Origin of the sequence: Streptomyces camponoticapitis, assembly GCF_014646115.1 — a bacterium.
Lineage (GTDB): Bacteria > Actinomycetota > Actinomycetes > Streptomycetales > Streptomycetaceae > Streptomyces > Streptomyces camponoticapitis.
This window is the reverse complement of record NZ_BMMV01000038.1, coordinates 27,195-52,592: the sequence shown is the minus strand read 5'-3', so window position 1 is coordinate 52,592 and position 25,398 is coordinate 27,195. Positions and strand designations below refer to the sequence as shown.

At 65.7% G+C, this 25,398-nt stretch carries 16 protein-coding genes and 5 pseudogenes; 10 read left to right on the top strand and 11 right to left on the bottom strand.

The genetic code is table 11. The annotated features are described in order from the left end of the window. Window positions 1–1,090: 1,090 nt before the first annotated feature. Entirely contained in the window at window positions 1,091–1,942 is an 852-nt protein-coding gene (locus IEY79_RS35360) for a hypothetical protein (RefSeq protein ID WP_189111757.1), read from the bottom strand. 685 nt (window positions 1,943–2,627) lie between these two features. Between IEY79_RS35360 and IEY79_RS35355 the strand changes: the two are divergent. Continuing rightward, window positions 2,628–3,020, top strand: a pseudogene (locus IEY79_RS35355) (pyridine nucleotide-disulfide oxidoreductase); the annotation flags it as partial. Between the two features lie 27 nt (window positions 3,021–3,047). Here the strand turns inward: IEY79_RS35355 and recA are convergent. Together recA and IEY79_RS35345 are read right to left on the bottom strand one after the other, a co-directional pair. Continuing rightward, window positions 3,048–4,124, bottom strand: a complete 1,077-nt coding sequence (gene recA, locus IEY79_RS35350) for a recombinase RecA (RefSeq protein ID WP_189111756.1) — start codon at window positions 4,122–4,124, stop codon at window positions 3,048–3,050. A gap of 429 nt (window positions 4,125–4,553) precedes the next feature. Next, entirely contained in the window at window positions 4,554–4,856 is a 303-nt protein-coding gene (locus IEY79_RS35345) for a hypothetical protein (protein WP_189111755.1), read from the bottom strand. Window positions 4,857–5,900: 1,044 nt separating this feature from the next. On the opposite strand from IEY79_RS35345, the gene IEY79_RS35340 reads away from it, so the two are divergent. After that, window positions 5,901–7,352: a scabin-related ADP-ribosyltransferase gene (locus tag IEY79_RS35340; protein ID WP_189111754.1), complete on the top strand. Its 1,452-nt coding sequence runs from the start codon at window positions 5,901–5,903 to the stop codon at window positions 7,350–7,352. A gap of 196 nt (window positions 7,353–7,548) precedes the next feature. On the opposite strand, the gene IEY79_RS35335 is transcribed toward IEY79_RS35340, so the two are convergent. Continuing rightward, window positions 7,549–7,950 carry a transposase gene (locus tag IEY79_RS35335; protein WP_229701400.1) on the bottom strand — a complete coding sequence of 134 codons (402 nt, stop codon included), beginning with the start codon at window positions 7,948–7,950 and terminating at the stop codon, window positions 7,549–7,551. Window positions 7,951–8,269: 319 nt separating this feature from the next. Between IEY79_RS35335 and IEY79_RS35330 the strand changes: the two genes are divergently transcribed. Further along, the gene (locus tag IEY79_RS35330; protein WP_189111752.1) at window positions 8,270–10,885 is read left to right on the top strand and encodes a WD40 repeat domain-containing protein; all 2,616 of its coding nucleotides are present in this window, start codon (window positions 8,270–8,272) and stop codon (window positions 10,883–10,885) included. A 248-nt stretch (window positions 10,886–11,133) separates the two neighbouring features. Further along, window positions 11,134–11,286, top strand: a pseudogene (locus IEY79_RS35325) (cysteine hydrolase); the annotation flags it as partial. A gap of 58 nt (window positions 11,287–11,344) precedes the next feature. On the opposite strand, the pseudogene IEY79_RS37785 reads toward IEY79_RS35325, so the two are convergent. After that, window positions 11,345–11,548: pseudogene (locus IEY79_RS37785) on the bottom strand (VOC family protein); the annotation flags it as partial. 82 nt (window positions 11,549–11,630) lie between these two features. Between IEY79_RS37785 and IEY79_RS35315 the strand changes: the two are divergent. After that, complete coding sequence (locus tag IEY79_RS35315) at window positions 11,631–11,816, top strand: hypothetical protein (protein ID WP_189111751.1); 186 nt, start codon at window positions 11,631–11,633, stop codon at window positions 11,814–11,816. A gap of 418 nt (window positions 11,817–12,234) precedes the next feature. On the opposite strand, the gene IEY79_RS35310 is transcribed toward IEY79_RS35315, so the two are convergent. Beyond that, window positions 12,235–14,967 (bottom strand): hypothetical protein, encoded by a 2,733-nt coding sequence (locus IEY79_RS35310; RefSeq protein ID WP_189111750.1) that lies wholly within the window; start codon window positions 14,965–14,967, stop codon window positions 12,235–12,237. A gap of 185 nt (window positions 14,968–15,152) precedes the next feature. Here IEY79_RS35310 and IEY79_RS35305 point away from each other — a divergent pair, with 185 nt between their 5' ends. The 4 genes and pseudogenes from IEY79_RS35305 to IEY79_RS35290 all read left to right on the top strand — a co-directional run bounded on the left by IEY79_RS35305 (window position 15,153) and on the right by IEY79_RS35290 (window position 19,350). Further along, window positions 15,153–15,323 carry a hypothetical protein gene (locus IEY79_RS35305; protein WP_189111749.1) on the top strand — a complete coding sequence of 57 codons (171 nt, stop codon included), beginning with the start codon at window positions 15,153–15,155 and terminating at the stop codon, window positions 15,321–15,323. A 139-nt stretch (window positions 15,324–15,462) separates the two neighbouring features. Next, window positions 15,463–15,766: pseudogene (locus IEY79_RS35300) on the top strand (hypothetical protein); the annotation flags it as partial. Window positions 15,767–15,906: 140 nt separating this feature from the next. Continuing rightward, window positions 15,907–16,343, top strand: a pseudogene (locus IEY79_RS35295) (helix-turn-helix domain-containing protein); the annotation flags it as partial. Window positions 16,344–16,542: 199 nt separating this feature from the next. Continuing rightward, on the top strand, window positions 16,543–19,350 hold the full coding sequence (locus IEY79_RS35290) for a P-loop NTPase fold protein (protein WP_189111747.1): 2,808 nt from the start codon (window positions 16,543–16,545) through the stop codon (window positions 19,348–19,350). Window positions 19,351–19,902: 552 nt separating this feature from the next. On the opposite strand, the gene IEY79_RS35285 is transcribed toward IEY79_RS35290, so the two are convergent. Beyond that, entirely contained in the window at window positions 19,903–20,169 is a 267-nt protein-coding gene (locus tag IEY79_RS35285; RefSeq protein ID WP_189111746.1) for a hypothetical protein, read from the bottom strand. Window positions 20,170–20,268: 99 nt separating this feature from the next. Here IEY79_RS35285 and IEY79_RS35280 point away from each other — a divergent pair. Next, a protein-coding gene (locus IEY79_RS35280) for an IS5 family transposase (RefSeq protein WP_373292692.1) occupies window positions 20,269–21,083 on the top strand; the annotation gives its coding sequence in 2 pieces (ribosomal slippage) (window positions 20,269–20,629 and window positions 20,629–21,083; 816 coding nt in all). Here the strand turns inward: IEY79_RS35280 and IEY79_RS35275 are convergent. From IEY79_RS35275 to IEY79_RS35260, 4 genes are all read right to left on the bottom strand, one after another. Continuing rightward, window positions 21,062–21,325 (bottom strand): hypothetical protein, encoded by a 264-nt coding sequence (locus tag IEY79_RS35275; protein WP_189111745.1) that lies wholly within the window; start codon window positions 21,323–21,325, stop codon window positions 21,062–21,064. The genes IEY79_RS35280 and IEY79_RS35275 overlap by 22 nt on opposite strands. 262 nt (window positions 21,326–21,587) lie before the next feature. After that, window positions 21,588–21,770, bottom strand: a complete 183-nt coding sequence (locus IEY79_RS35270; RefSeq protein ID WP_189111744.1) for a hypothetical protein — start codon at window positions 21,768–21,770, stop codon at window positions 21,588–21,590. Window positions 21,771–21,932: 162 nt separating this feature from the next. Continuing rightward, window positions 21,933–23,087 carry a TIGR02391 family protein gene (locus IEY79_RS35265; protein WP_189111743.1) on the bottom strand — a complete coding sequence of 385 codons (1,155 nt, stop codon included), beginning with the start codon at window positions 23,085–23,087 and terminating at the stop codon, window positions 21,933–21,935. 165 nt (window positions 23,088–23,252) lie between these two features. After that, window positions 23,253–24,479, bottom strand: coding sequence for a terminase large subunit domain-containing protein (locus IEY79_RS35260; protein ID WP_189111742.1), 1,227 nt, complete (start codon window positions 24,477–24,479; stop codon window positions 23,253–23,255). Between the last annotated feature and the right edge of the window lie 919 nt (window positions 24,480–25,398).

Here is a 25,398-nt window from a genome sequence, read left to right as displayed (position 1 = left end):
GGACCAGACGCCTCACCATCGCTGTCACGAAGGGCAGCCTAATGATCACCAATTGAGATCGGCTCTAAGAATCACAACGCTACGGGGAGGGTCTGACAATCGGGGCTGAACTGCGGAAACAGGGTGCATTGGGCCTACAGCGGGTCAGGTCCGCATAGCTCGCAGCGCTTCCTCTTGAGCTTCTTCGCTCGTCGATCCTGTCTGGTGAGCAGGGAGGGGAGACCGGACCATGCCAGGTAGGAGCGGCTGTGCCCGTGGCGGACTGCCCCGGTGCCCATCTCCATGGCCTCGACCCGCTTCTCGAGGCTCATGAGCGAACGGCATTCCCATCGGTGGAGTCGGCTCGTGCTGGATCACATGGCATAGGTCTTGCCTCGTTGAGCACCGGCAGGTTCTTCGTCTGCTGGTGGTACAGGCGGTACAGCCTTCTGACCAGCAAGGATGTCGGTCCGACGGGTTCAATGTGGGGAGTTGGCCCGCGTATGGTCCGGATCTTGGTGGTAGTGGGGCGTGTTGTACCGCGATGGTTTGGTTGGTAGCAGGGGACAGGCGGCGAGCGAGATGACGCGTGATACCTCGGCGCGCATGGCCGTCTTGGACGGGCCGCAGGGGTGTTGGGGGCCGCTGACCCGGCGAAGCTGGGGATGATTACTGGGCGGGTGGCTGCGATGCGGTGGTCCTGGAAGAAGGCGATCGTCGCGATGGCCTGCTGGAGGTTTTTCTTGCCGGGCGATGCTCAGGCGTCGGTGATTGGTTGTCAGGTGGGGGCGGGTGTCGGGATCTCTGAAGCGCTTTGTGGCCTCCCGCGGTCGGGGCGCGGTCTGGAAGGCCGGCGGCGGTGGCCCAGTGCTGATCGTGGACCGGACCACTCTGGGCGACGGCGCGATCCGGTCCCACATGGCACAGGTTGTAGATCGCGTCTCGCGCGGTCCAAGGTGGTCCAGGTGAGGCATATAAGACCAGGTCAGCCCATTTTGGGCCAGGGGCGTCAACGCAGTTGGTGAGACGCGTGTGAGAGAAACGAACCCCCGTCGGCTGGTGCCGGCGGGGGTTCCCCGTGTGTCGTTTGCGATGACATGCCGTCGCTTCGTCACGCTGTGCAGTTTCGGCGAGGCGGAGAACTCGACCCCTCAAGGCCGCTGGGGAAGAGGCCGAGCGGTGCTGTGAGGTTGGCTGCGCGGGCTGCAGTGACGAAATCCGTGTGGTGGGATTCGAGGCCTTCCATGAGCGGGTCCCGGACCCATCCACCGATCAGTCGGTCCCACATGGCCGGGCAACGGTCGGCTAAGGAGAGAGCCCGAGCTACCTGCATTTCGGTGAAGGTGGCGCTGTCGCGGAGGCAGTAGTCCAGAAGATCCCGATCATGCCTGCTTCCCTCCTCGTCCTTGCGCGCCCACCCGACGAGAAATTCCCAGGCTACGTAAGCCGAGTTATGACGATCGTCGGTGCAATTCTCTGGGTCGCCGGGACACCAACCTGCTTCCAAGGCGCTGATCGTCGCGCGCAGTACCGCGCGATCGAGCGCGCAGCGTTCCAAGAGGCGGCATTGCGAGAGAAGGCGCTCTGCGGCTGTAAGGACATCAGGTGGGGCCAGAAACTCTAGTGAGGCGTAAGGGATTTCCATCGAGATGGCGTGCTTGGCCATGAGCGCCTGGCGTTCATCGTGATCGAGGCTCGGGAGTCGCTTCACCGCACTTACCAGGGTGCGGGAGGCGTTCAGGAACTCCATGCATGCGGTACCGAGCGCAATGTGTCGTTGCTGATCCTGATGGAGGAGGCTCTGGGCCTGTACCGCCGAGATGGCCGTGTCGGCCTGGATACGCCCGGCGAGGAGCGCGGCAGATGTTGCACTTTCTGCGCTGCGCTTAGTCCACCATGCTGCGACTAAGGCGGTGGGAACGGAGAGCAGGGCTGCGATCTCACCCAAGTCGACTATGTCCATGGACCAATGCTGGGTGAAGAAGAGCCGCCAGGAAGGCGGTTCGGTACAAATTGATGAGACCTGACATTTGTTCCCGCTCGCCCGGCTGTTGAGGCAGCCCGTTTCGATGAGACATCAGCGCCGTGTACGGAGATTCTGGAACCTACCGCCAAGGCAGTGTGGCGGAGGCAGACGAGGGTGCGTTACCCGGGCGGCACCGGCGAAGTCTTGAAGCTGACTGCGGCCATATCGCGCCTACGGACTCACGAGGAGTGCCATCATCGGCCCTCGCGCTGACCCAGGGCGTGAAAGCGTGAAAGTGTTCGAGGCGAACCGGCCGGACCGGACCGACCGCCGTCTCCGTGGTAAGTCGGGACCCCCTGATGCCCAGAACGCCGCCCGGGCAGTGCTGAGCGGGCGGGCACGTGCCCGCGCCAAATCAGGCGACGGACCCGTGCAGATCGCCCGGATGTACAAACTCACCAAAGGGGCGGCAGCCAGAGCCCGTACCCAGGCCGTCAACCAGCTCGAGGTCGTCCTCGTCACCGCTCAGGCGGCCTGCGCGAAGACTGGCCGGGCTGAACAACCCGGACCTCCTCCGTACCTGCGCACGGTTCGCCGACGACAGCAACAACAACGAGTGCGAGGAGGAGACGGTCCTGGCCACCCGCATCACCCTGCGCCTGCTGGCCCACCAGATCGAGCAGCGGAGGAGATCTCGAAGCTTCCGTTCGACGTCGTTCCGGCAGCGTCCCGCAGGCAGTTGGCCGCGTCATCGACGGTGAGGAGCCGATGCCAGCCGTGTATGTCACGGGATGGATCAAGCGGGCCGATCGGTCTGATCGGGCACACCAAGGGCGACGTCAATGAGACGGTGGTCTGCCTGTGGGAGGACCACATGGCGGGCCGCCTGGCCGCTCCCGACCAGCCGGATCCTGACGCGGTCGTCGATTTCCTTGCCTAGCGCGGTGTCCGCTGCGCCACGTGTAAGGGCTGGTATCGCCCGGACACGTACGAGCAGGTTCTCGGCACGGAACAGGGACGCGAGCGGATCAAGGTTGTGGAGCGCGCCGCGATGCTGGACGCGTCGGAAGCCTGACCTCCCGCCGGGCCGCGCCCATGTCTGTCAGGCGGCGCTACCCGCCGAGGTTCGGGCGGCATCAGGGGCCGGGACGGTGCCCGTGTCCTCGGCGACCGCGGCCTTCGCCGATACCCTGATTCCGAGCTTCTCCAGGATCTTCTTCTCGATCTCGTCGGCGAGATCGGGGTTGTCCTTGAGGAAGTTGCGGGCGTTCTCCTTGCCCTGGCCGACCTGGTCGCCCTCGTACGTGTACCAGGCACCGGCCTTGCGGACGAAGCCCTCCTCCACGCCCATGTCGATCAGACCGCCCTCACGGCTGATCCCGTGGCCGTACAGGATGTCGAACTCGGCCTGCTTGAAGGGCGGCGCGACCTTGTTCTTGACGACCTTGACGCGGGTGCGGTTGCCGACGGCGTCGGTGCCATCCTTCAGCGTCTCGATACGACGGATGTCGAGCCGCACCGAGGCGTAGAACTTCAGCGCCCGGCCACCGGTCGTGGTCTCCGGCGAGCCGAACATCACGCCGATCTTCTCGCGGAGCTGGTTGATGAAGATCGCCGTCGTCCTCGTCTGGCTGAGCGCGCTGGTGATCTTACGGAGCGCCTGGCTCATCAGACGGGCCTGAAGACCCATGTGGGCGTCGCCCATCTCGCCTTCGATCTCGGCGCGTGGCACCAGGGCCGCGACGGAGTCGATCACGATCAAGTTGATCGCGCCGGAGCGGATCAGGATGTCGACGATCTCCAGCGCCTGTTCACCGTTGTCCGGCTGGGACAGAATGAGGTTGTCGGTGTCGACGCCGAGCTTTTTGGCGTATTCCGGGTCCAGAGCGTGCTCGGCGTCGATGAACGCCACCGCGCCGCCGGCCTTCTGTGCGTTCGCTACTGCGTGCAACGTCAGCGTCGTCTTGCCAGAGGATTCCGGCCCGTATACCTCCACCACACGGCCGCGCGGCAGACCGCCCACACCGAGCGCCACGTCTAGCGCGGTCGATCCGGTAGGGATCACCTCGATGGGCTCGTTGGGCCGCTCGCCGAGGCGCATGACCGCTCCCTTGCCGAACTTCCGCTCGATCTGTGCGAGCGCGGTGTCCAGCGCCTTCTCGTGGTCGGTTCCTGCCATGAGCTTCACCCGGTCCGATTGAGTGGCGCGCCGCACGTCGGAGAACGTGAGCGTCTACTGCCGACAACGGACGTGTCGGAGATCCCAGAAAACGAACATCCGATCGATTGTTGTGTCCAATGAAAGGTACCAAACCGAGGGAAGCGGGATGGGTCGCGCACCGGACCGCTCCGGACGCAGACCGCGCCACCCGCTTCCCCTCGCTGAACCACGGGCTCGTCGAATGTCGTCACTGCTTCCGAGAATGCCTTCCGCCGGCTTCGTGACGTACGAGACCTCGCTGCGGCTGGCCTCCTCGCTGGCATGAGGCGTACTCAGGTGGCCGTGCCGATCACGAAGCCGCAGTCTCACGCAGCCCTGCTGTCTCTCGGTAACAGTGAACGGCAGGCGCCCCAGACCGCATGGCAGTGCCGTCGTGCCGAGGTCTGCCTACTGGGAGTAGAAGCCGGTGATGCGGTAGAGCTGTCGGAGGTAATGGATGCTGAAGCCCATGACCCACCGCTCGTACAGGTCGTCCACGACGATCAGCTGCGGGTCGGTGCGGGCGGTGGGGCGGTGCAGGGGCATGGCCACCGGCACTGGGCACTCGCCGAGCAGGGACCGGGCGTGGGAGGTAGGGGCAATCACTATGCGTCCCACGAGCGCACCGGTCGGGTGGAATTCGGCAGGCACCTGTTCCTTGGCAGCTTTGGGGTCGGCCAACTGGTAGGGACTCGCTTCGCATCGAGCCATTGCGTCTCGCGTAGTCCAAGCAAGAAGCCAGGCAGATGGGCGTCCAGCGCAGAGAGCGCGCTCTTCAGATTCTTCGGCGCTCCAGCATATCCACCGGCGGACCGGCCGCCCACCGCAGTGTTTCGTAGGTTCGCCACGGACTGAGCGGCCAAACCGCGCACTGCCGGAACAGTCGACCGGAGTGATCCGTTGACCCGCGAATGGCCGCCTGCTCTTGCCGCTGATACCGATGAGGTCTCTGCGCAGAAGGGCTACGACGGCGCGCAGTGTCCGGCGCGGGCACCGTTGTACTCCGGCTCCCCGCTATCAAGCACGCGTAGCAAGGGCGCGGTGACGACGCGAGTCGAGCGGCCGATTCTGAGCACCCGGCACGGGAACTCGCCCCGACGAACCAGTGCGTAGCCCTTGGCCCGCGAAAAGCCCAACGCCTTCGATGCGTCCGCGACGCTTCCCGTTCCGTCCCACGTGGCTCGGATGCGTGCGGAGCTGTACTGCGATGCCGGTAGCTCGGGGGTCTCTTTGCGCAATTGGATTCTCCAAGTCATTTCGGGTCCGCATTCAACGAGTCTGGCTAAGGGTGCGTGTGGCTGTCAGGTCGTGGCTGCTGACCGAACGCGGCAGTGGCGTATCTATGGTCTGCGGGATCGCCGGTTTGGGTGACCGGCGATCCCGCGCTATGTTGCTCCGGCTTGAGTCTCGTTGACCTGTTCCCGATGACGCATCATGTGGAGTGCGTGGCGATCCTCGAACCCGTCACAAAGGCTGCCTGACCTGCAGTTTCGCCCCCAAGCGCGGAGGGGCGGCCGGGGATTGCTCCCTGCGGGCGCGGGGACGAAGTCTCCGAGACCCACTGTCCGAAGGGGGCGTCCCCGCACGCGCGGGGAGCAGTCCAGGGCCTTCCTCGCCGTGGCGGTCAAGGCGGGACCGTCCCACCCCGGGTCATCTACAAGAAATCCGTGGCGTGGACGCAGCTCGCTCCGAGTTTCGGGGATCTTCGTCGGTCCGCTGTCCCTGTGGGCCCGGCGTGGGTCCCTCAATGGGCCCGTGGACCCTTCGGATCTGGCCTCGCGCGTACGTAATCTGCCGACTGACACGCCACGGCTGGATGGCTGGGGCCGGGGGATCTTCATGCAGATTGAACGGAAGGGTTTCCGTTGTCCGACTCACAGGGCCTGGCGTTCCAGGTTGGGATCCCCCCGGCGCCGCTGGGAGTTGCCGAGATCACTCGCGGCGACGCGCATCCTGTTGTATTTGATGTTCGCCCTGACGTTGCTGGGCACTGTCGACGTACGTGAGTCGCTGCTGGTGCTGGGCACGCGTGTCACACCGGCGCTGAGCCTGGCCGCCCTCTACGCGGTGGTGCCGGGCATTGTCGCGGTGGTTCTGGCGCGGCGGTTGTGGACCGGCGGCAAGGTCGTGTGGTTCGTGCTGATGGGGCTCCAGGCTTCGTTGTTGATCGGCGGCGTCGTCAACCCGTACGCCGGGTCGTCGCGCGGGGTCAGCCAAATGCTGCTGTCTGGCGTTCTGCTGGCATTGGTGAGTGTGGGTGCGAGCCGGGCGTGGTTCGAGCTGCCGGCGGAGCAGCGGGCGGTGAGGCCGCGCTGGAGGATCCGGCGGTTGAAGCGGGACGGGAAGCTGTCGGTTCCGCATCTGATCACCGGGTGTCGTAACCGGGGTCAGTCGACGGTCGAGTACGTCGGTATGGTCGGCCTGGTAGCTCTCATTGTCGGGGCGCTGATGATGACCGGCGTAGGAAGTCAGGTCGCCGGCGGGCTTCAGAGACAGGTCTGCGACATCCTCGGCGGCGACTGCGAGTCGAGCATGGTCGGTCAGGATGCGGGTGAGGCCGGAGGTGTTTCCAGCGGCGGCGGTGGCTCCACCGGCGGCGGTGACTCCGAAGGAGACGACTCCGGTGGAGGTAACAACGGCGGCGGTGACTCGGGTGGTGGTTCCGACGGCGGCGGTGATTCCGGCGGTTCGAACGGCCCGGTCGCCGACCCCAGGAAGAACCCGCATGTGGAAGTAGCGGTCAAGGACGTTGACCTGGCGAAGCTTCCGAAGACCACGAAGTGGCGTGACACGGATGAGCCGCTCTACCTCCTCGACGACGTCCCTTCGTGGTCTCACGACCGTCCCCGACACGAGGTTTTCACGGACGGCTTCCAGCCGAAGAACCCGGACAACATGGATCTCTACGGCCACGTCGACAAGAACACGGAATCCGCGTTCGTCTCCACGACGACGAAGGAAAAGCCGGTGCCGTACAACGGTCAGGACTACATGTACGAGATCGATGCGCCGGGTGGGATCGACATAAACGGGACCTTCGGGAACAACAGCCCTCATCCCAACGAGGACGAGATCGCCTTCCCCGGCGGGATCGACCTGAAGTACATCAAGGGTGCCTGGGAACTGGACGACAAGGGCAACAAGACCGGCTATTTCAAGGAGAATATTCACTACGAACCGCCGTACGAGCCGCCGGTCGAGGGATGAGTAGCAGGAGCCGACCGGCGTCGGGTCTGTCAAACGATGGTGTAACCGGGATGGTTGAGGTTACTGGCGGGCCCACCGCCAGGCGGCCGTCGAGGGGGATGTCGAAGGCGTTCAGTGCTGTTTTCCAGCGCATGGTCCGGCGGGCCTGACCTTTGCCGGTGGGGTCGAGGGACGTGATCGTCATGTAGAGGCATTTCTACGCGGCGCCGTAGACCTCCGCCAGGTGGCCCTGGGCCTCGCCGGTGGTCAAGCCCTCCGCGGCCGGCGAGATGCCCCTCTCATCGACGCCGGTCAGAGGCTTCTGCCGCTTCTTGACGATCTTCGCCTCGAAGGATCCGTCACGGTCGCGGGCACGGTTGTCTCCACCGGTCCGACATCGGTCAGCACAGCTTTGGGCGTTCACCGTTGCGGAGTTGCCGCCGTCCTTGCCCGCCGGACGTTGCTTGTCATAGCCGAGGTGGTCGGTGATCTCGCCTTCCGGAGCGGACTCGGGCAGCCGCTTGGTCAACTGCCGCAGCCCCTCGCCGGTCAGCACCAGGCCCTCGGCCCGGCCCCCCGGTTCGTCGACCAACTGGTCGTCCACCGACTGAGTTGACACAGCCTTCGTGGGCTCCACGGCCCCTCTGACTCGGACACGTTCTCATTGGGCATCGATGCATCTTCCATGATCGGGGGTTACCCCGAACGTCTTACAGTCCCGGATACGGCATTCTCCTGGCCCCCGCTGCAGATACCGTGACGCCAGATCGCCGTGCGGCCCGACCGCTCAGTGCGGAACAGGCCCGGCGCCCACCCGGCCGCCCCACACCAGAGGAGGTGGACCCCCACCCAACCGCCCTCGCAACCTGCTTCGGCCACCATGCATCGGTCCTACGCGTACATCGTGCGGACCTCCTTCAACAGCGCGTACTCGACGTGTGATCACCGCCCGGCCAGGAGATGCCCGACCGTGCCGGATCTGTACGCCAACGAGGGCGCGCCCTCGACACCATGCCGAGCGTTCCGCACTACGAGGATCGTTGTCAGTGCGGTCCCATAGCTTTGGAGCCATGATGGAGGAATCTGATTACGCAGTCTCCCGGGAAGTGACTTCCTCGCAGGAGCCGGCTTCTTGGCGGGCGGACTGGACGTGTGGTTCCGCGTCCGACCCTCGGTTTCTCCGCTCCTTCAGGGGTCACGACACCCCCGTGGTCACGGTGGCGACGGCGGTGGTCGACGGGCGTCCGGTTGTCGTCTCGGCGAGCCGCGACGCGACGATGTGTGTCTGGGACCTGGCGGCGGGGGAACGGCTGCATACGCTGACGGCAGCTCTCCCCGATCCCAAGTCGTCGTCGTTGCCGCCCGAATTGGTGGGCCTGGCCACGGTGGTGGTCGACGGGCAACCTCTGGTCCTCACCTGCCTCACCGACAGGACCGCAAGGCTGTGGGATCTGGAGACGGAGCGTTCTGCGGGTGAACTTGCCCTGGGGCTGGGACGGTTGGTCCTGGACGGTCGGCACGTGGTGCTGGCGGTCCAGGCGAACCGGACGCTGGGGGTGTGGGACCTGGCCACCGGCATTCGGCTCGGCGTGTTCCCCTGGATGGTAGACGTAGGGGCGTTGGATGGACGCGAGGTCGTTGTCACGTGCCCACCGGGCGGCCCCGCGCAGGTGTGGGATCTGGCCACCGGTCGCGAGGTCGGCGAGTGCTTGCGGGCCGAGGGACCGTGGACACTCGAAGGGCGGGACATCGCCGTAACCAAGGAGGAGGGCCAGGCAGGCCGTGTGTGGGATCTGGACCGCCACGTGCTTCTGGCAGCCGACCTGCGGGAGCTACTGGCGGATGCGGAGTACGATCACGCGGTGTCAGCCCTGGCCGCCGTTGACACACTGTCAACCCTGACGGTCGTCGACGGCCGGGTCGTGGTCCTCGACTCCCACTACGACCGCCCACCGGAAATCGTCGGCGACCTCGCCCCCGGTGTTTTTCCCGACGGCCCGTCCGCGACACTGGTCCTGGAAGAGCGCAGCGTCGCAGTCGCGGTGGGCGTGGACCACACCTTGCGACTCTGGGACCTGCCAACGAGCCCCATGGACCCCACGGGCCCTGACGGTACTCGGAGCATTCGCAGCCTCCCTTTGGAAGCAGCCGCAGGCAAGGAGCTGATCAAGAGCGATCCGGGAGACCTCGTCGACCTGTCGGGCCTGCTCTCCGCCCGGGTGAACAGCCAGCTCACCGACGTGTCCGGCTGGGAAATGCGGGCGAGGCCCGCTTCCCGGAGCCTGGTGCCGGAGGACACGCCCGTCTCCCTCATCGGCGGTCCGGACGGCCTTATCACGACTCGGCACACGCTCGACTCGCCGCCCGCGGGCAATGCGCTGGCCGGTCATATCGATCGGGTGTGGGCCATCGACAGCGTCACGGTCGGGACGCGTTCCCTGGCGGTCACGACGTCCCGCGACCGCACCGTACGGGTCTGGGATCTCGCCACCGGCGAACAGGAGGGCGAGCCCCTCGCCGGGCACACCGGCCAGGTTTGGGACGTCGCCACCACCGTGGTGGACGGACGTCACGTTGCCGTCACCGCAGGGGAAGACCACACGGTGCGCACCTGGGACCTCGCCCCTGCCCGAGGGGATTTCGGTCGACTGCGCGCCGGACACACCGAATCCGTCCTGGCGGCCACCACAGCGGTCTTCGACGGTGTCCCCGTGGTCGTCACCGCCGGCGCCGACCACACCGTGCGCATCTGGGACCTGGCCAACGGCGCGCAGACCTCCGACTCCCTGAGCGCCGAGGTGTTCGCCATGACGACGGCGGTGGTGGGCGGACGCGCGGTCGTCGTCACGGCTGCTCCCGACGCCACCCTGCACATGGGGGAGCTCGCCACCGGCCGAACGATCCTCCGTCCGTTCCCCAGTGGCCACGGCAGAGTCCTGGCCATGGCCTCGGTGACCCTGGACGGCCTGCCCGTCGCCCTCACCGCAGGCAGCGATCGCGTCGTGGGCGTCTGGGACCTCACCACCGGACGGCCGCTGGTCGCACCTCTCACCGGCCACTCCAGCCGTATTACCGCCGTCGCTACCGCGGTTCTCGACGGACGGCCCGTGGCAGTGACGGGCAGCTGGGACAAGACGGTGCGACTGTGGGACCTCGCCACCGGCCGGCAGCTCGGCGAACCCCTGACCGGCCACACCGACTGGGTGACCGCCGTGGTCACCGCCACTCTGGGCGGAGCTCCCATCGCGATCAGCAAGGGCCGAGACCGGACGATACGGCTGTGGAACCTGTCCACGGGGCAGCAGATCCGCCATACCCAAGCCGCCGAGTCAGGCTCCGGCAACACGCTGGCGGTTTCAGTGATGGCCGACGGACGGCTCGTGGCGGCCCTCGGCGATGACCGCACCGTGCGGTTCCTCGATCTCACCGCGGGATGCCCAGCCGGTACCGACCACCTGCTGCCATTCCCCGTGCACTCGCTCGCGGCGGCACCGGGCGGGCGCTTCGCGGTCGGGTTCGGTTGCGAGGTCGGGGTGCTGTCGAGGGCATCCTGACAAGCCCAGGGACCTCGCCAGAGCGACAGTGTTCGCCGAGCAGCAGGTGTCATCTCCACACGGTCCGTCGGCAGGACGGACAGAGGAGACGCCGAGGAGCGCAACTGGCTGTCGTCATGGCCCCGCCCCGGACAGCGCGCTCGCGGCCACCGTCACCGCGGCCGGATCTCTTCTCACTGTCCCGCGGGCGTCGGGCCCGCCGCCAACAAGAACCGGGCGCCAGGTGGCCGGCGTGGACCGGCGGCGCGAGCGCGGGCCGCGCCCACATCCGGTATCTGCGGGTGACCGTGCCGCGTGATGCCGTCGCCCACATCCACTCGGACCTGGCGGACGCCGCCCTGCGGATGATGGAACGGAACATGAACGTCACCATCGGGTACACCGCCTCGGTCGAGTTCTGACCCCCGGTGCTTGTCCGGTCGGGACGGCTTCAGTCCGGGTCCCGTCACCGCCCGGCAGCTATTCCGGGTGGCTGCCGCTGGGGGCTCGGCTCAGGTCGACGACGCAGAACGCGTTTCCGTCCGGGTCGGTCAGGACGACGAAGTCCGGCGTCGGCGGGTACTCCCAGGCGATCCTGTCGGCGCCCAGCGCGATGAGGCGTTCCACCTCCGCCGTCTGCTCCGCGGTGGTGTCGACCAGCAGATCGAGATGGATCCGCGGACGCTGACCTCACGCCAGGGGGCCCGAGCCACCTACGAATGGCGGAAGCCCTGGCAATTGATCGGAGCCTGCAACGGGCAGGGTCTTGCTCGACCTCGGCCGCAGTGAACAGGTCGGCGACCACGTGCTGCTGGAAGTCGACCACTTCGAAAGCCAGCAGGGACGAGCCACCGGCACTGGTGTACTGCGCGACGCCCAGGAGTTCTGCTACTGGATGAGGGATGGCAGTCCCTTGCTCCCGTACAACTGGGCGCCGCACCGCACGGCCTGAGAACCTCGCAGGTACATCTGTCCGGCAGCCGCGGGTACTGCGGCTGCCGGACTTCCGGGCCAGCGTCAACACCTATCACGGTCCGTACGCGAAAGCCGTCTGCTTCCTCAGCGCGAACAACTGATGGCTGGACTGTTCAGTGGCGCGGGCATTTCATGCCCGACGGCCGTAACTTCTCGCCTGAGCGGGTCGTTGTGGCACGCGGGGGCGTTTTGGTGTCTGCACGTGATTCCAACTACCCGCGTGACTCTGTTCACGAGAACCTTGTCGGCATAGTCCATCCGCGACCAGTACGGGTACGAGATCGCTGACTTACGCCAGCCTCGATGACTTACGGGTTCGAAGTTGGAAGAATTTATTTGTGCTCGCCGCAGTGTCTGTTCAGTATTGATGCGAAGCTGAGTTCAGGAATGGCTGGTCATGATTTGCGATGGTACGTCGCAGCCTCCGTCAGATCCGGGGTGTCTGGTTCGATTCCGTGTTGGAAGAGCTCCATGACTTCTTCCACGGATACGCCTCGATCAGAAAGGAGGCGCATCAGCTGGGGAGCGGCGTTAAAGGTTCCCGCATGGACTTCCCCGTAGAGCTCGTCGACGCGGCCCTCGGCTGCCAGCAGCTTGGTGAGCTTCACAGCCGATGCATAGTGGTGGAAGTCAGCGGCAGATCGAAGCTCGTCGACGCGGCCCTCGGCTGCCAGCAGGTCTGCCGTCAGGTTGGCGAGCATCAGGGCGGCAGTCTCATCACCAGCGTGGACACGAGGTTCGAGAATCTCGATCGCCTCATCAACGCGCTGTTGTTGAACAAGATGGTCGATCAGCACCTGGGTGGCATGCTTGTCGTCGGCAGCGGTCCGAAGAACGTCGATCGCCTTCTCCAGGTTCTCGGTGGAGCCCATGGCCGTCTGCAGGCTGATCAGCCACTGAGCACTTTTCCTGTTGCCTTGTTCGGTGAGGAGTCGCAGGGTCTGAATCGCTTCGCTCGCTTCATCGAGCCGGTCGTGCTCGGCGAGGAATTCGACCAACAGGCCAGCGGAATTTACGTCGCCGGCGTTGGCGCGGGATTGGAGCTGATCGAAGTCGCCCTGCAAAGCCAGTACCTGGGAGAACCGCCAGTTGGCCTCCTGGTCGCCGGCCTCGGCACGCGATCGCAGGGCATTGAATGCCTCGATCGCCCCGTCACTATGGGGATGGAAACCCAGTAGCCATGCCAGTTTGCCGATGGCCTCGCGCTTACCCGTATCAGCGTGAGGGCGGAGGACGTGAATCGCCTCGCCATTACGGCCTCGGTCGACCAGCACACCAGCCAGCTGTACTGCCGCGTACTCATCGCCAGCGGTGGCACGAGATTGTAGTGTCTCACTGACTTCGATGGCCTCCTCGGCATGACCCTCTCTGGTCAGGGCACTGACCAGCAGTGCGGTTCCCTGACCGCCATCGCCACTATGAGGACGGAGAGCGTCAATCGCCTCGTCGGTACGACCCTGGCTTACCAGTAGTCGGTAGAGAAGCAAGGCGGCGATGCTGTCGTGCGCGGCGAACCGGGCATAAATGCTCTCAGCAATCCGGAGCAACATGCGGAATTGTGCTGCTTGGGCGAGACGATGCAGGTCATCGGTATCGGTGGCGTGGTCGATGAGGGCCTGCCAGGTGACACCAGTAAGACGGTGGGTGCGGCGGACACGGGTCAGGTGCTGAAGGAGGTAGCCAGCGACGGTGTAGCCGAGGACGGTGCGGCGGTCGGCAGACAGGAGGGGAATGAGGGGGGCAGTGGCGCGGTCGTCACGACGGCCGGTGCTGGTCAACTCGGCGAGGGCCTGGTCGAACCAGGTGTCGTTGGGTTGCAGGCTGGTCAAGTTGGCGCGGGCGACTGCGTGCAGCAGATCGGCGGTCAGAGGGGAGCGGAGGCCGTGCCGACGAGCGTCGACGGCTGCGTGGATGACGGCTTGGTGGGCGTCGGGGGCGTGAGCGTAGCGGCGCATCAGCTGCGGGACGCCAGCAAGGGCCTCGGTGATGTTGTAGTCGGGGTCCGCTACCGCCGTCGCCAGGCGGGGGTCGGTGTCGGCCAGCCGGGTGGCGTCGTCGCGTTCGCTGGGGGAGAAGGTGTACAGCGCAAGGTCGGTGGCAGCGGTGAGGATGTCGAGGGCGTGCGGGTAGCGGGGACGAGGCGGGCCGGTGGCCGTGCCGTCGGCGATGGCACGCAGGTCGGTCCGGTAGTCGGGCCACAGGGTGCCGACGATCACCACCGGAGTGCTGGACTGGAGCAGCTGCCGTACGGCGCGGGCGGTGAGCGGGGAGTGGCCGGCCTGTTCGTCAGGCACGAAGTGGGGACTGGGTAGGAAGCGCTGCAGCTCATCTAGCCAGATCAGCAGCGGTGGTATGGGGAAGTCGGCGGCGGCGATGTCGTTGATTAGGCCGCCATCGCCGAGGTCGGGGACGAGGAGGCGAAAGTCGGGCAGGATCTCGCGGGTGGTCTCGTACAGCAGACGGGTCTTACCGACGCAGGGCTTGCCAACCAGTACCACGAACCCGCCGTCCTTGCCCGCAGTATGCAGTTGCTCCCGCAGTTCCTCGGCTGATTCCCGTTCGACAAATGTCGGCAGCTGCCGATCCAGCCCTGCTGCAGCAGCCATGTTCGGCTCCTGAACTGATGTGGCGTGCGTCTGGTCGAGGGGGATGGACGGATGGACGCGCAGTAGCAGCGGCTTGGCCGTGTCGCTGCCGACCTTCGGCAGGCTGTCGTGTCTACCGAGGTGCTGGTGCAGCCGGTCGACTGCGCGCTCCGGCTGGCTGGGAGGCGCCTGGGGGGCTGGGAATGCGTCGGGGGTGTGGGCCAGTTCCCAGGTGGCCTGCCACGCTCGGCGTTGGGCCGTCCACCAGGCGGCACCGCGACTGTCAAGCCGGTCGGGCGCGTCGGCCCAGTTCAGTAGCACCTCCACCAGCGCCCAAAGGCGGTCGACGTCACGGGGTGGGCTGTGGCCAGCGAGCCAGTCGCTCACCGTGGAGCTGGCCAGCCGCTTCATCTGAGGGTTTCGCTGGTTGGCTTCTCGGCATGCCTGCGCGCGGGTACGGCCGCCGCGTAGGGCCTTGGTTTCAAGGGTTTGCAGTTGCCGGGCCAGTGCAGTCACTGCCGACGACCGAGCTTTGTCGTGCATCGGAACCCCCTCCGCATCCGGTACCTGTCCGGGGTGTCCGGCCGTCCGCCGTGTCTGCGGTGCTGTAACCAGCGAGTTTATCGCCAATGTCCGGCCGGTCCGGTAGCGATTGAGGCTCTGCCGACTGGTGCCGTGTGCTGTTCGCGAGCCGCACCACCCGGCGCGGCGTGGAGAGGGGAACACGCATGGACCCGGTGATCGCCAGTGCCTGGGCGGGCGTGGCCGCGGTGGTCGTGCTGGCTACCGCCGCCGTGCTGGTCACGTATGTGGCGGTGAAGGGCACCGATTCCCGGCATCGCGCTGCGGTGCTGCGCGGTGTTGCCGAGATCATCCGCGCGTTGCGCGGCCGACGGTGAACAGACTCAGTTGGCGCTAGGGAATCTGAGGTCCTGAATTCTGATGTGCACGCTCACGCACGCGTTCTACCTGCAGTGAGCCGGGGCCGTCACCATGGGGGCGCTCTTCAGGACGTTCGTCCCCGAGCCCGGGAGAACCCTGATGCGAATCACCGCCCGCCGTGGCGTACTCGCCACCAGTATTGCCGCCCTCACCACCGTCGCGAAGCTCCTGAGCACCACCCCCGCTCAGGCCGCTCTGCCCACCCCCGATCGCCCCTTCGACGGCCCGCTCATACCTGTCGTCCCTGACGGTGACGACGGAGCACTCGCGCACCGGCTACAACCGTGACCTGCTCCGGCACTGGATCACCATCAGCGGCAGATGCGACACCAGAGAGACGATCCTCAAGCACGACGGCACGAACGTGGTCACGAACTCGCTCTGCTCGGCGACGTCCGGCAGGTGCTTCGACGGTCTTGTCGCTCACACCGTCGGGCCGCAGGTGTCCAGGGGCCGGATGATCCTCGTCGTCGTTGATCTCGCTCATACGGTGATCCTGCCCTGAGCGCTCTTTTCCACGGCAGTCGGCGCGGCCTGTGCGCCCCGCACCCGCAGCCCCGCCCGGTCGTCCCAGCACCCCGGGCTCCGCAGAAGCCGGCCCCGGAGTGGAACCAGGCATTGCTGTCCGCCCCCACCCTGACCGGCATGTCCCGGAAGCAACTGAGCGATCTCATCCACACTTGGCCGTCGACGACGACGTCAAGCGCGGATGCCCGCCCCGCCTCGCCTTCCCCGACCAGGTCCTGGCCGCCGTCCTCCACCTACGGGTCGCCCTGGCCGCTGAACCCCTCGCCGTGCTCTTCGACAGCAGCCGCACCGCCGTGCCCCGCACCCTGTTGAAGATCAGGACACTGCTCAAGGCGCACGCCAAAAGCGTCCCACCGGCGACCACCCCACCCGCTGCCCTCGCAACCCTCCATGCCCGGGTCATCGCCCTGAGCATCGACCCCAACAGCAAGATCAAGACGCCATGTTGATGACCTGCAAGCCCTTAGCTAGACGTCTGATCCTCAGAGCCACCCGGTGAAGTCACTGGTCCCGGATCAGAGACCGGAACTCATCATTGCTGCCGTGTAGTGCGCGCAAACTGCGCCACCTTCAGCAGAACGCTGTCCGTCGTGCTCTTTCAGGGCGTTAGCATCCGCAGGTCCTGGTACTTGGGGGAAGGGTGGGCGCATGTCGCCGTTACGGGACTGGCTGGATGCCTGGGAGGCGAAGGCAGAGGACTTCGTGAGCGGGGGTGACAAGGCCAAGATCTACCGCCGTTGTGTACGGGCGTCGCTTGCCGAGCCCAAGACCGTGCGGCTGCTGGGAAAACGGGAGGGCGTAACCCGCGACGCCGTCCTGAAGCGGATGAGAACGACGAGGTACCACCGCTACGCCACCATTCAATGCCCCTCGACTGCCTTGGACGAAGCGGTAGTCAAGCTGGACGAGGTCCGCGGTAAGCACGAAAGGGCGGCGCGTGAGACACCTTGGAACTGGCGGGTGGTCAGCTCCCTGATCGCGCTCGGGGCCACAGCGGTGCTCTTTTTCGGCGGACTGCTCGCCCTGGGCGTAGCGAGTCTGGCCGCGGCGGCCGTGATGTTCACCCTGTTCTGGCGTGGCAAGCCGGCGTGGTCCAACCTCATGCAGTGCCTGGTCGCCGCAGGGTTGGGCATCTCCTGGCTGGTCCAGCGTTACGAGGTGGGACAGCGCGCTGTCGGCTGGGGAGAAGACCTGCAGAAAGGGGGCACGGGCCCGGTGGTTGCCCAACTGGTCCGCCACATGCTGGGCGAGGACCCGGACTCCCTGTTCATCCCGGACAACTACGACTGGGGCCTGCGCGCGCCGCGGGCACCGGGCTTCGTCGTCGAGAACGGGGCCAGGCGTCAGCTGGAGAGCAAACTCGCGCACATCGAGGACGGCACCATTGCTGTCTGCGGACCACGGGGCGCCGGCAAGACAACGTTGCTCGATGAGTGCGTCAAGAAGGCGGGCTTCGGCGTGATCGCCCAGGCGCCGGCCACCTACACCCCGCACGACTTCCTGCTCTCACTGTCGGTACAGCTCTGCGAGAAATACATGCGCGACCAGCGCTATGACGCGCCAAGGTTCGCTCGCCTGTCGCCCGTAGGCAGGCTGCTGCGGGGGGTGAGGCTCCAGGCCAAACGGCTGGGGCGGTGGAGCTCCTTCGCGGTACCCGCCGCCGCGCTACTGGTGCTGGGTCTGTCTGCCTCGGTGCGCTCCCTGTACGCCCAGTACGCCACATCCGTTGCCGACTTCGCACGCACGAACGCAGAGTCGACCCGCAGCTACGCGGTGGAGATCTGGCAGGGCCACACAGTCGTCGCGAGCGTGACCGCCATCATCGCGGGGATCGCCTGGTGGCAGGCGCGGCACGCGGCCTGGCTGCCACGCCTGGTGGGACGACTGGCAATGCATGGCAGCAGGCCACTCGGTCTTCTCCTGGCCTGGTTATCCCTGGGCACAGTGTTCTTGGACGAACAGATCCGCAAGCAGGCCCAACACCTCTACCTCACCCAGCAGGAAGCACTGATCAAAACCGTGGCCGTCACCGCGGTACTGATGTTCGTGTGGTGGCTCTTGCGCATCGCCCGGGATTCAGACACCGAGTTCCCCCTCGGCAGGTGGCACATCTCCCTGGAGAAACTGTTCCGACCTGCGGCTGCCGCCGGCGGGACGTTCCTGCTGCTGTACCTCATCGACAACCCGCAGGTGCGCAGCCTCTTATCGGACACCGAGAACCCGCTGCGACTGGCGGGAATCGTCGCCGGGGTTCTGCTGTCGAAAGCGGGCGGATGGAGCCCGCGGCCGGAGGAACCGGAACTGGTGACCCAGTGCCGCAACCACCTCTACCGTCTCCAGACGATCCAGCAGTCCACGAACGGACTGACCACCGGCGCCTCCCAGCTCCTGAGCCTGGGCAGCAACCACTCCACAACCGTCTCCACAGTCCCCCCAAACTACCCAGAACTGGTGCAGGAGTTCCGCAACCTGCTCAGGAGCATCGCCTTCGAGAAAGCCGAGCAGGGCAAGACCGTGGTGATCGCCATCGACGAGGTGGACCGCCTCGGCTCGGACACTCAGGCACTGGCCTTCCTGAGCGAGATCAAGGCCATCCTGGGCGTGCCCTACGTCTACTACCTCATCTCGGTGGCTGAAGACGTTGGGGCCGCGTTCGTCCGCCGGGGCCTGCCGCACCGGGACGTCACCGACAGCTCCCTGGACGACATCGTCCACGTTCAGCCCAGCACTCTCAAAGAATCACGCGCCATTCTCGCCAAGCGCTCCCAGAACATGAAAGACCCCTACATCATCCTCGCCCACGCCCTGTCCGGCGGCATCCTGCGCGACCTGCTCCGCTACGGACTGCAGATCCGCGAAATCCAGGAGAAAACCCAGTCCCACGAGCTGACCCACATCTCCCGCCACCTCGTCCTGGAAGAACTGGCAGAAACATTCGCGGGCTTCCGAACTCTGCTGAGCAAGCAGCAGTGGACCCACAACACCAGCGACGTCCTCGCATCATTCCGCACCCTTTGCGGCTATCACCGTGATCCATGCCCGTGCACGGAAGCCGAAATGCTGCACACTCTTGACGAGTTCGCCTTCTACACCGACGGCACCTGGCCAAACACCGCAGCCGCCGGCGACCAACCTGGTGCCGCAGCCGATCTGGAACTGACCAGTGACGCACGCCAGCTCATCGACGAAGCCTCCGCGTACGCCTACTTCTCACTCACCCTGCTCGACATCTTCAGCATTGAAGGACTCGAACGCCGCACCCAGCTCGCAGCTGAACACGGCCCGGACGGCGACCCCGAACGACTGGCCGACGCCCGCCAGGAACTCGGCATATCGCCCTACAGCGCCCGCCCTCTGATCGAAAGCATCCGCAAGGCGTGGTCGTTGCCCCTGGGGCCGACTGCCAGCAGCCGCGTCCGGCCAACGCTCGTGAACTGCCCACGCCACACAGGCTGAGTTCCCTACGGACGACGGCCCAGAACGCTGTGCGCGTCGGCCTGCTGCCCAATGACGTGCGAACGAGTACGCGGTGGCGGATCGTGGGTGTCAATAGTTGATAGTGCTCGGGGAATGTCCGACGCTTCCATTCATTCACTCACTCGGGTGAACAGGACGGAATCTGGCGGCAGACTTCGTAGAACAGCGACATGAGACCCCGTCGGCCACATTCACAGAGGCGGCACTCTATCGTCACGGTTTGACATCTCCCGCTCCTTGACACCGCTATTGGGAATCGTTTCTGCGGTGAAAGTCTTCGTCCGTACGGGGGGATCGGGGACGGGGATCGGTCGGATGGCTGGCGGGGAGTCAGTATCACTGCGCGTTGTGATCAAGAATCTGTTGCGCGGTTTCGCGCTCGCCGCTTCCGCTGTTGTCCTACTTCCTCTTCTCTACGCGACCCCGGCGCATGCCGAGGTCCTCATGCTCTCGGACGCTGTCGGTGAGCTGCCCGAGGCGGTAGCCTGCGGGCAGCGTGCAGAGGCTGACCCTCCGCTCGTGCGCTCATCGCTATAGTGCTTCGTCGGTGTCCTCGTCCCCGAGATCGTCTGCTGCATCGATGAGCAGCCTGCGGGTCGCGGCGTCAGCCCTATCGGTCATGAGACGCAGAGCCTTCTCCAGAGTGCTGCGGTCCGACGTGCCGTACTTTATGGTGTTCAAGATCTGCCGAAGCTGCAGGGGCGATTCCGAGAGGTTGCCAGCGCGCGAGGCGGCCTCCAACAGCTCCATCACCTCTTCAGACTCGGCAATGATCGGAACGTTGGGGAGATCGTCCATTGTGACGGGGCTCGGATGCTGCGAGGCGAGAATCGTCAAGCCGCTGTCCGAGGCCGTTGGGCTTAGACGTCGTTTCCTTTGGCTTGATCGTTCGTGGGTCTGAGCATGGCGACTCTTGCTGAGCGGTTGGTGCCGGACGAGTTGTGGGAGCTGTTTCGGCGGGTGGTGCCTCCGACGGAGGTTGTACGCCCGCAGGGCGGTGGGCGCCGGCGGGCCGGTGACCGTGAGGTGTTGACGGCGATCGTGTTCGTCGCGATGTCGGGTTGCTCCTGGCGGCAGTTGCCGCCGGTGTTCGGGCCGGCCTGGCCCACGGTGTATCGGCGTTTCGCCCAGTGGTCCAAGGCGCGGGTGTGGGCCAGGCTGCACCGGGTCATCCTCGATGACCTGGGTGCCCGTGGTGAGTTGGACTGGTCGCGCTGTGCCATCGACTCCGTCAGCGTCCGGGCCCTCAAAGGGGGCAGCTGACGGGACCGAATCCGACCGACCGCGGCAAGAACGGATCGAAAATCCACCTCATCGTCGACCGGTCGGGTCTGCCTATCTCCGTCGCCATCTCCGCCGCGAATACGCACGACAGCCTCGCCCTGCAGCCCCTCGTGCAGGGCATCCCACCCGTCCGCAGTCAGCGCGGGCCACGGCGTCGCCGACCACGCAAGCTGCACGGCGACAAGGGCTACGACTACGACCACCAGCGGCGATGGCTCCGTGAACGTGGCATCACACCCCGCATCGCCCGCCGTGGCAAGGAAAGCTCCGCGCGGCTGGGCCGTCATCGCTGGGTCGTCGAACGCACCATGTCCTGGCTCGCCGGATGCCGTCGTCTGCATCGCCGCTACGAACGCAAACCCGAACACTTCCTGGCCTTCACCGCTATCGCCACCAGCCTGATCAACTACCGCAGACTCACCAACTGAAACGACCTTTTAGGAAGCACGATGTCTGCCCAAGGGGTGGCCCTGCGTAGGGTGTTCACGGCTTCCAAGGTCGCATCGTGCTTTCCCTGGTAGCTCAGGACCTGCTGCGCGGCGATCTCTTCCATGACAATCCACGGGGCCGCGACCCGCTCTACCTTCGCGGCCCGAATGGCGCGGAGCATGTCAGCAGCGGGACTTCGCAGCGAGGTCGACTTGAGGATGTTCGCGTCCAGAATGATCAAAGCGGGTGGCTCCGTCTCTCTCGAATCCGGGTCGTACGGTCATACCTTCTCAAGTTCTGATCAACGGGTGGAGGGGAATTGCGGGTCCTCAGGCCGGCACTCCTCGGTAAGCAACTCCGCCGGTACGAGGGTGATGCACACCACGGCGTGCTCCGGGCCGCGACCGAAGATTGCGTCCTCTTGGCCCTCGTCGGTGTCCAAGTGGATCAAGCGCAACGGCTCTCGACACCGCATCGTCAGCGTGCTCCGCGCCCGCGATGGTCTACTCGGAGCCGAGGAGGTAGCCGAGCGCGATGTCTACGAGCTTCGAGGCGTCGCCGAGTTCACGCCGCTCGGTTCCGGATTCGCCGTCCCCGGTGATCGCGGCAACCTGGCCGGCCTGCTTGGAGTCGTACGTAGCCAGTAGCCAGTAGCCAGTAGGCAGCCAGGCGCCGCAGGTCCTCATCAGGGACCCAGGATGAGGTCAGCTCCGCCCAGGCGTTACGGCCCGGCCGGCGTGGGTCGGCCATGACTGGCTTGTAGTCCAGCCAGCTCCAGACATCGGTGATCAGCTCGCGCAGGCCCATGGTCCCCCTACAGGCAGTCGGCCCCGGGCCGCTGGTCCAGTTTACGAGTTGGTTAGCGGTTGCTCGCCCTCGGACCCTGCACTCTTGCGCTCTGCGGCGAGATCCAACCGTCGGGAGAGCAGGCTGAGAAAAGCCAGGGCTTCGTACGCTTCCTCCTCGCTGTAGACCGGGTAATCGCCATGCCCGCCGGTATTGCGAAGGGCGGCCATCATGCCGGAGAACAGAAACATGTAGCCCTCCTGCTCGCTGACCCTAGTGAAGTCATCCTTGGCGCGAGTCGGATTGAGCTGCGGCACTTGAGGTACTGGCATTTTGGGCACAGCGAAAGCCTTATGCATCAGCGCGCGACCACTGCCGCCCGGGTCAACCAGCCCTTGAATTCGGTGCTCCAAGCGCCCGCACATCGCGAACACAGCCTGCTTGAGGAATCCAGCCCAGAATAGTTCACCCGCGTGTATTTCAACGTCTGGGTGCAGAGATGCGAGCATGCTAGATGCACTTCCCAGCGACTCTTCAACCATAGGCGACGCCGAGGCATCGATGGCCATTGTGGGCCACGCCTGCGAGTCTGGAGCGAGGACCCTCTGTCGGCGGTCCCAGTATTCGGCAAGGCTTGAGACGCCTTCGAAGGGTCGGATGCCTCGGTCAAAACCCAGTTGCCAAGCTTCATATCCCTCCTCGGGATTGTTACTAAAGCTTCGGCTCCAAGGCTCGTGCATGGCAAGCAGCACGGCTCGGAAAAGGACGCTTGCACGAGGGAGGAGGTTGGAATCTAACCCTGGGTATGAGCGCACTGTTTCGAAGTTGATAAAGGGTTGCTGCGCATCGGATGGCGGGTGCGGTGACTCCCAGTCTCGTTCAATCTTGCTGGCGAGCCGCACGATGCCGAGGAGCGCACTAACCTCGGGGTCGGAGCCGTCGCAGTTGGCGGCGCCCGCCAGAGTGAGTTGAATGGGCGCGATGGACTGCGGTGGTCGACGCTTCATATCGAGGTCGATACCCCAGAGGACCCCTGGTGGAATTTGACCTATTGCATCCTCGAAGCTGATGGATCGGTCACGCCACAGCTTTCTGTCGACTTCATCGAACGTCGGCCAGCGGTCGGCGTCCCGAAAGAACGCCCAGATCATCGCGATCAGGGCGTAACCCTCGTCACCGTTTGGGCGTGGCATGCCGACGGGCTTCGAAGCACCCATACAACTCAACTACCTTGCGAGCGGTGCGTGAACATGTGGCCGCAAGGCTACTGGCGCAGGGAGCCGACGGCTTCCAGATTCCACAGGCCGCGAAGCTGACGATCCCGGCCAGCGACCCGGTCGTGCGGTTACGGGGGCCGTTTTGCGCGCGGTGTGGGTTCAGCCTCAGCGCCGACCATCGAAGCGGTCGCCGTCGATGTCCGTTGGCAGAGTGTCGAGTTGATCCGGTTCGGTCAGTTCCGTCAGTCCGTGCACCGCTGCGTCCATACGGTCCGGGCTGTCCATCTCCTCCACCCAGGTGACCCTCTGGTCCTCCAGCTCGGTGTACTCGCCAACGTGGTGAACGAGCTGCTGTTCGTAGAGCTGGACCACTGGTGCCGCACGCAGGCGCTTGCCGACCTTGGCGGTGACCTCCAGGATCATCGGCATGAGCAGGCCCTTGGTGACTCCCTCGCGGTGTAGCCGCTCCCATTCCTGGGTGACGATCTGCCTCGCCATGTCTCCGCCATAGTTCTTCTCCACCACGATGGCGTCTGCTTGAGTCCGAGGGCCAGTCGGCAGGCGGCAAGGCCCAGTCGTTGGCACCCATGGAGCCCGACCTGTCGGCAAGGACGTAGAACTGGCGGTCGAAGTCCCGGCCCACACCGATGACGCCGGTCTCGTCGCCGACGGTGGACTCTCCGTCGGCGGCGTCGACGGACACGACGATGCGCGCCATGTCGATGCCGAAGAGTTGATCCTGGCGGTGTCGATCCACTCGCGCTTCCAGACGCCTCCCTCCGGCGGGCGCGGCTTCTGCATGTAGCGGGCGCCCCAGACCCGTTGGCCGACACGCTTGCAAGTTCGGGTGTGGTAAGCGGCGTCGAATCGCTGGGGCCGCAGGGGCTCACCGGGTGCCCGGATGAGCGAGTCATCGGGGGTGTCGGCGAGGGCCGGAAGGTCGATGACGCGCCATGCGTCGCACTCGGTGGCGAGGATGCGCCCGGCTAGGTCGTCTTCGTGCCAGCGTGTCTGGATCACGCAGATGGCGCCGGTCGGTTCAAGTCGGGTCTGCAGTACGAAGGTCCTCCAGTCCCCGGCGCGCTTGCGCATGGTCGACGAGTCCGTGTCGGCCATGTCCTTGACCGGGTCGTCCACGATGGCGATGTGGGCGTCGCGTCCTGTGAGACCGCCACCGGTGCCTGCGGCGAGCAGGCCGCCTTCCCCGCCGACGATGGCGATTCGGTTGGCGGCCTGGCTGCCGGTCTTGAGCTGGATGCCGAGGTCGTCGCCCCAGGTGTAGATGGCATCCCTGATCCACCGACCGTGGTCCTCCGCCAAGTCAGCGGAGTAGGAGGCGATCATCATGCGGTGCTGCCAGGATTGCGCCGCAGGCACCAGAGTGGCGCCCATCTTGAGGCCGCCCTGCGGCTCATGCCGTGCCGCGGGGGCATCGTGAGCATGACGCGGTCGCAGCGGCCTTCGGCCGTGTCGATGAAGGCCCGGTCGATCAGGTCCAGATGCGGCGCCTGCATCTCCCGACCGTCGGTGAGGAATGCGGGCGAGGGTGCCCGGCAACCTGCTCGATGACGGGATCTTCTCCCGCCCGCAGAAGAGAGGGAGACGTGGATCGCAACTCCGGCATCCGCTCCTGATAGGTCGGCAGCCCCATGGTGGCGGTGACCCTTCGGGGCGACCGAGGATCGCTACCCACTCGGAGACGCGGAGCGGCTGCCCGTCGCACGGTGGCGGTCGCCCTCATCAGTGGAACCGCCGTGGGCGTGTCTCTGGAGCGAGCGCTTAGAAGGCGCTTGTTGTGTTCGCTGTGTAGTACCTCTGAACTTCGCTTTTACGCCTGCCCGACGAAGCGTCAGGGGTTTTGTGGGACGCATGTGGGATCAGATGCCCCGGGGAGCCATGGGACGTTGGTGCTTCCCGGTTGCCTTGCGTGGCTCTTTGTATCACCCACGCAAGGGCGGCGGGCCATCCCGGCGATCCGCCAGGGATGTGCTCGGTCGCGGGTGTCCGCTTCCTGTAGTCGCTCGTCCCGCGAGGGGGATGGCGGTGGCCACGACGTCGACGGCAGTCGTCGGGGACATTGGCCACGAGCCTCTCGCGTCGGAGGCTTGGGCACGGTCTCAGCGCCAGATTCACGACGCTCACGGTCAGCGGGAGCCGACTACCCGCGCCCGGAGCGCGGCCGGGGCCGCCACCCCCGGCCCGACTGGCGCCTGAAGAGCCCCTGAACAGGTATTTTGTCATCCGAGCTGAGGTTCTCTCTTTCCGCCTGGTCGGACTCCATCTGGGTGTTTCTGCCTGTTCCTGGCTGCTG

What these genes read in the sequence shown, in the direction of transcription:
- IEY79_RS35310 (WP_189111750.1), bottom strand. Translation starts at nt 14,967, where the DNA reads ATGCACGACAAAGCTCGGTCGTCGGCAGTGACTGCACTGGCCCGGCAA.
- IEY79_RS35345 (WP_189111755.1), bottom strand. Translation starts at nt 4,856, where the DNA reads ATGGCTCGATGCGAAGCGAGTCCCTACCAGTTGGCCGACCCCAAAGCT.
- IEY79_RS35285 (WP_189111746.1), bottom strand. Translation starts at nt 20,169, where the DNA reads ATGGACGATCTCCCCAACGTTCCGATCATTGCCGAGTCTGAAGAGGTG.
- IEY79_RS35360 (WP_189111757.1), bottom strand. Translation starts at nt 1,942, where the DNA reads ATGGACATAGTCGACTTGGGTGAGATCGCAGCCCTGCTCTCCGTTCCC.
- recA (WP_189111756.1), bottom strand. Translation starts at nt 4,124, where the DNA reads ATGGCAGGAACCGACCACGAGAAGGCGCTGGACACCGCGCTCGCACAG.
- IEY79_RS35270 (WP_189111744.1), bottom strand. Translation starts at nt 21,770, where the DNA reads ATGAGGACCTGCGGCGCCTGGCTGCCTACTGGCTACTGGCTACTGGCT.
- IEY79_RS35305 (WP_189111749.1), top strand. Translation starts at nt 15,153, where the DNA reads ATGGACCCGGTGATCGCCAGTGCCTGGGCGGGCGTGGCCGCGGTGGTC.
- IEY79_RS35260 (WP_189111742.1), bottom strand. Translation starts at nt 24,479, where the DNA reads ATGGGCGCCACTCTGGTGCCTGCGGCGCAATCCTGGCAGCACCGCATG.
- IEY79_RS35265 (WP_189111743.1), bottom strand. Translation starts at nt 23,087, where the DNA reads ATGGGTGCTTCGAAGCCCGTCGGCATGCCACGCCCAAACGGTGACGAG.
- IEY79_RS35290 (WP_189111747.1), top strand. Translation starts at nt 16,543, where the DNA reads ATGTCGCCGTTACGGGACTGGCTGGATGCCTGGGAGGCGAAGGCAGAG.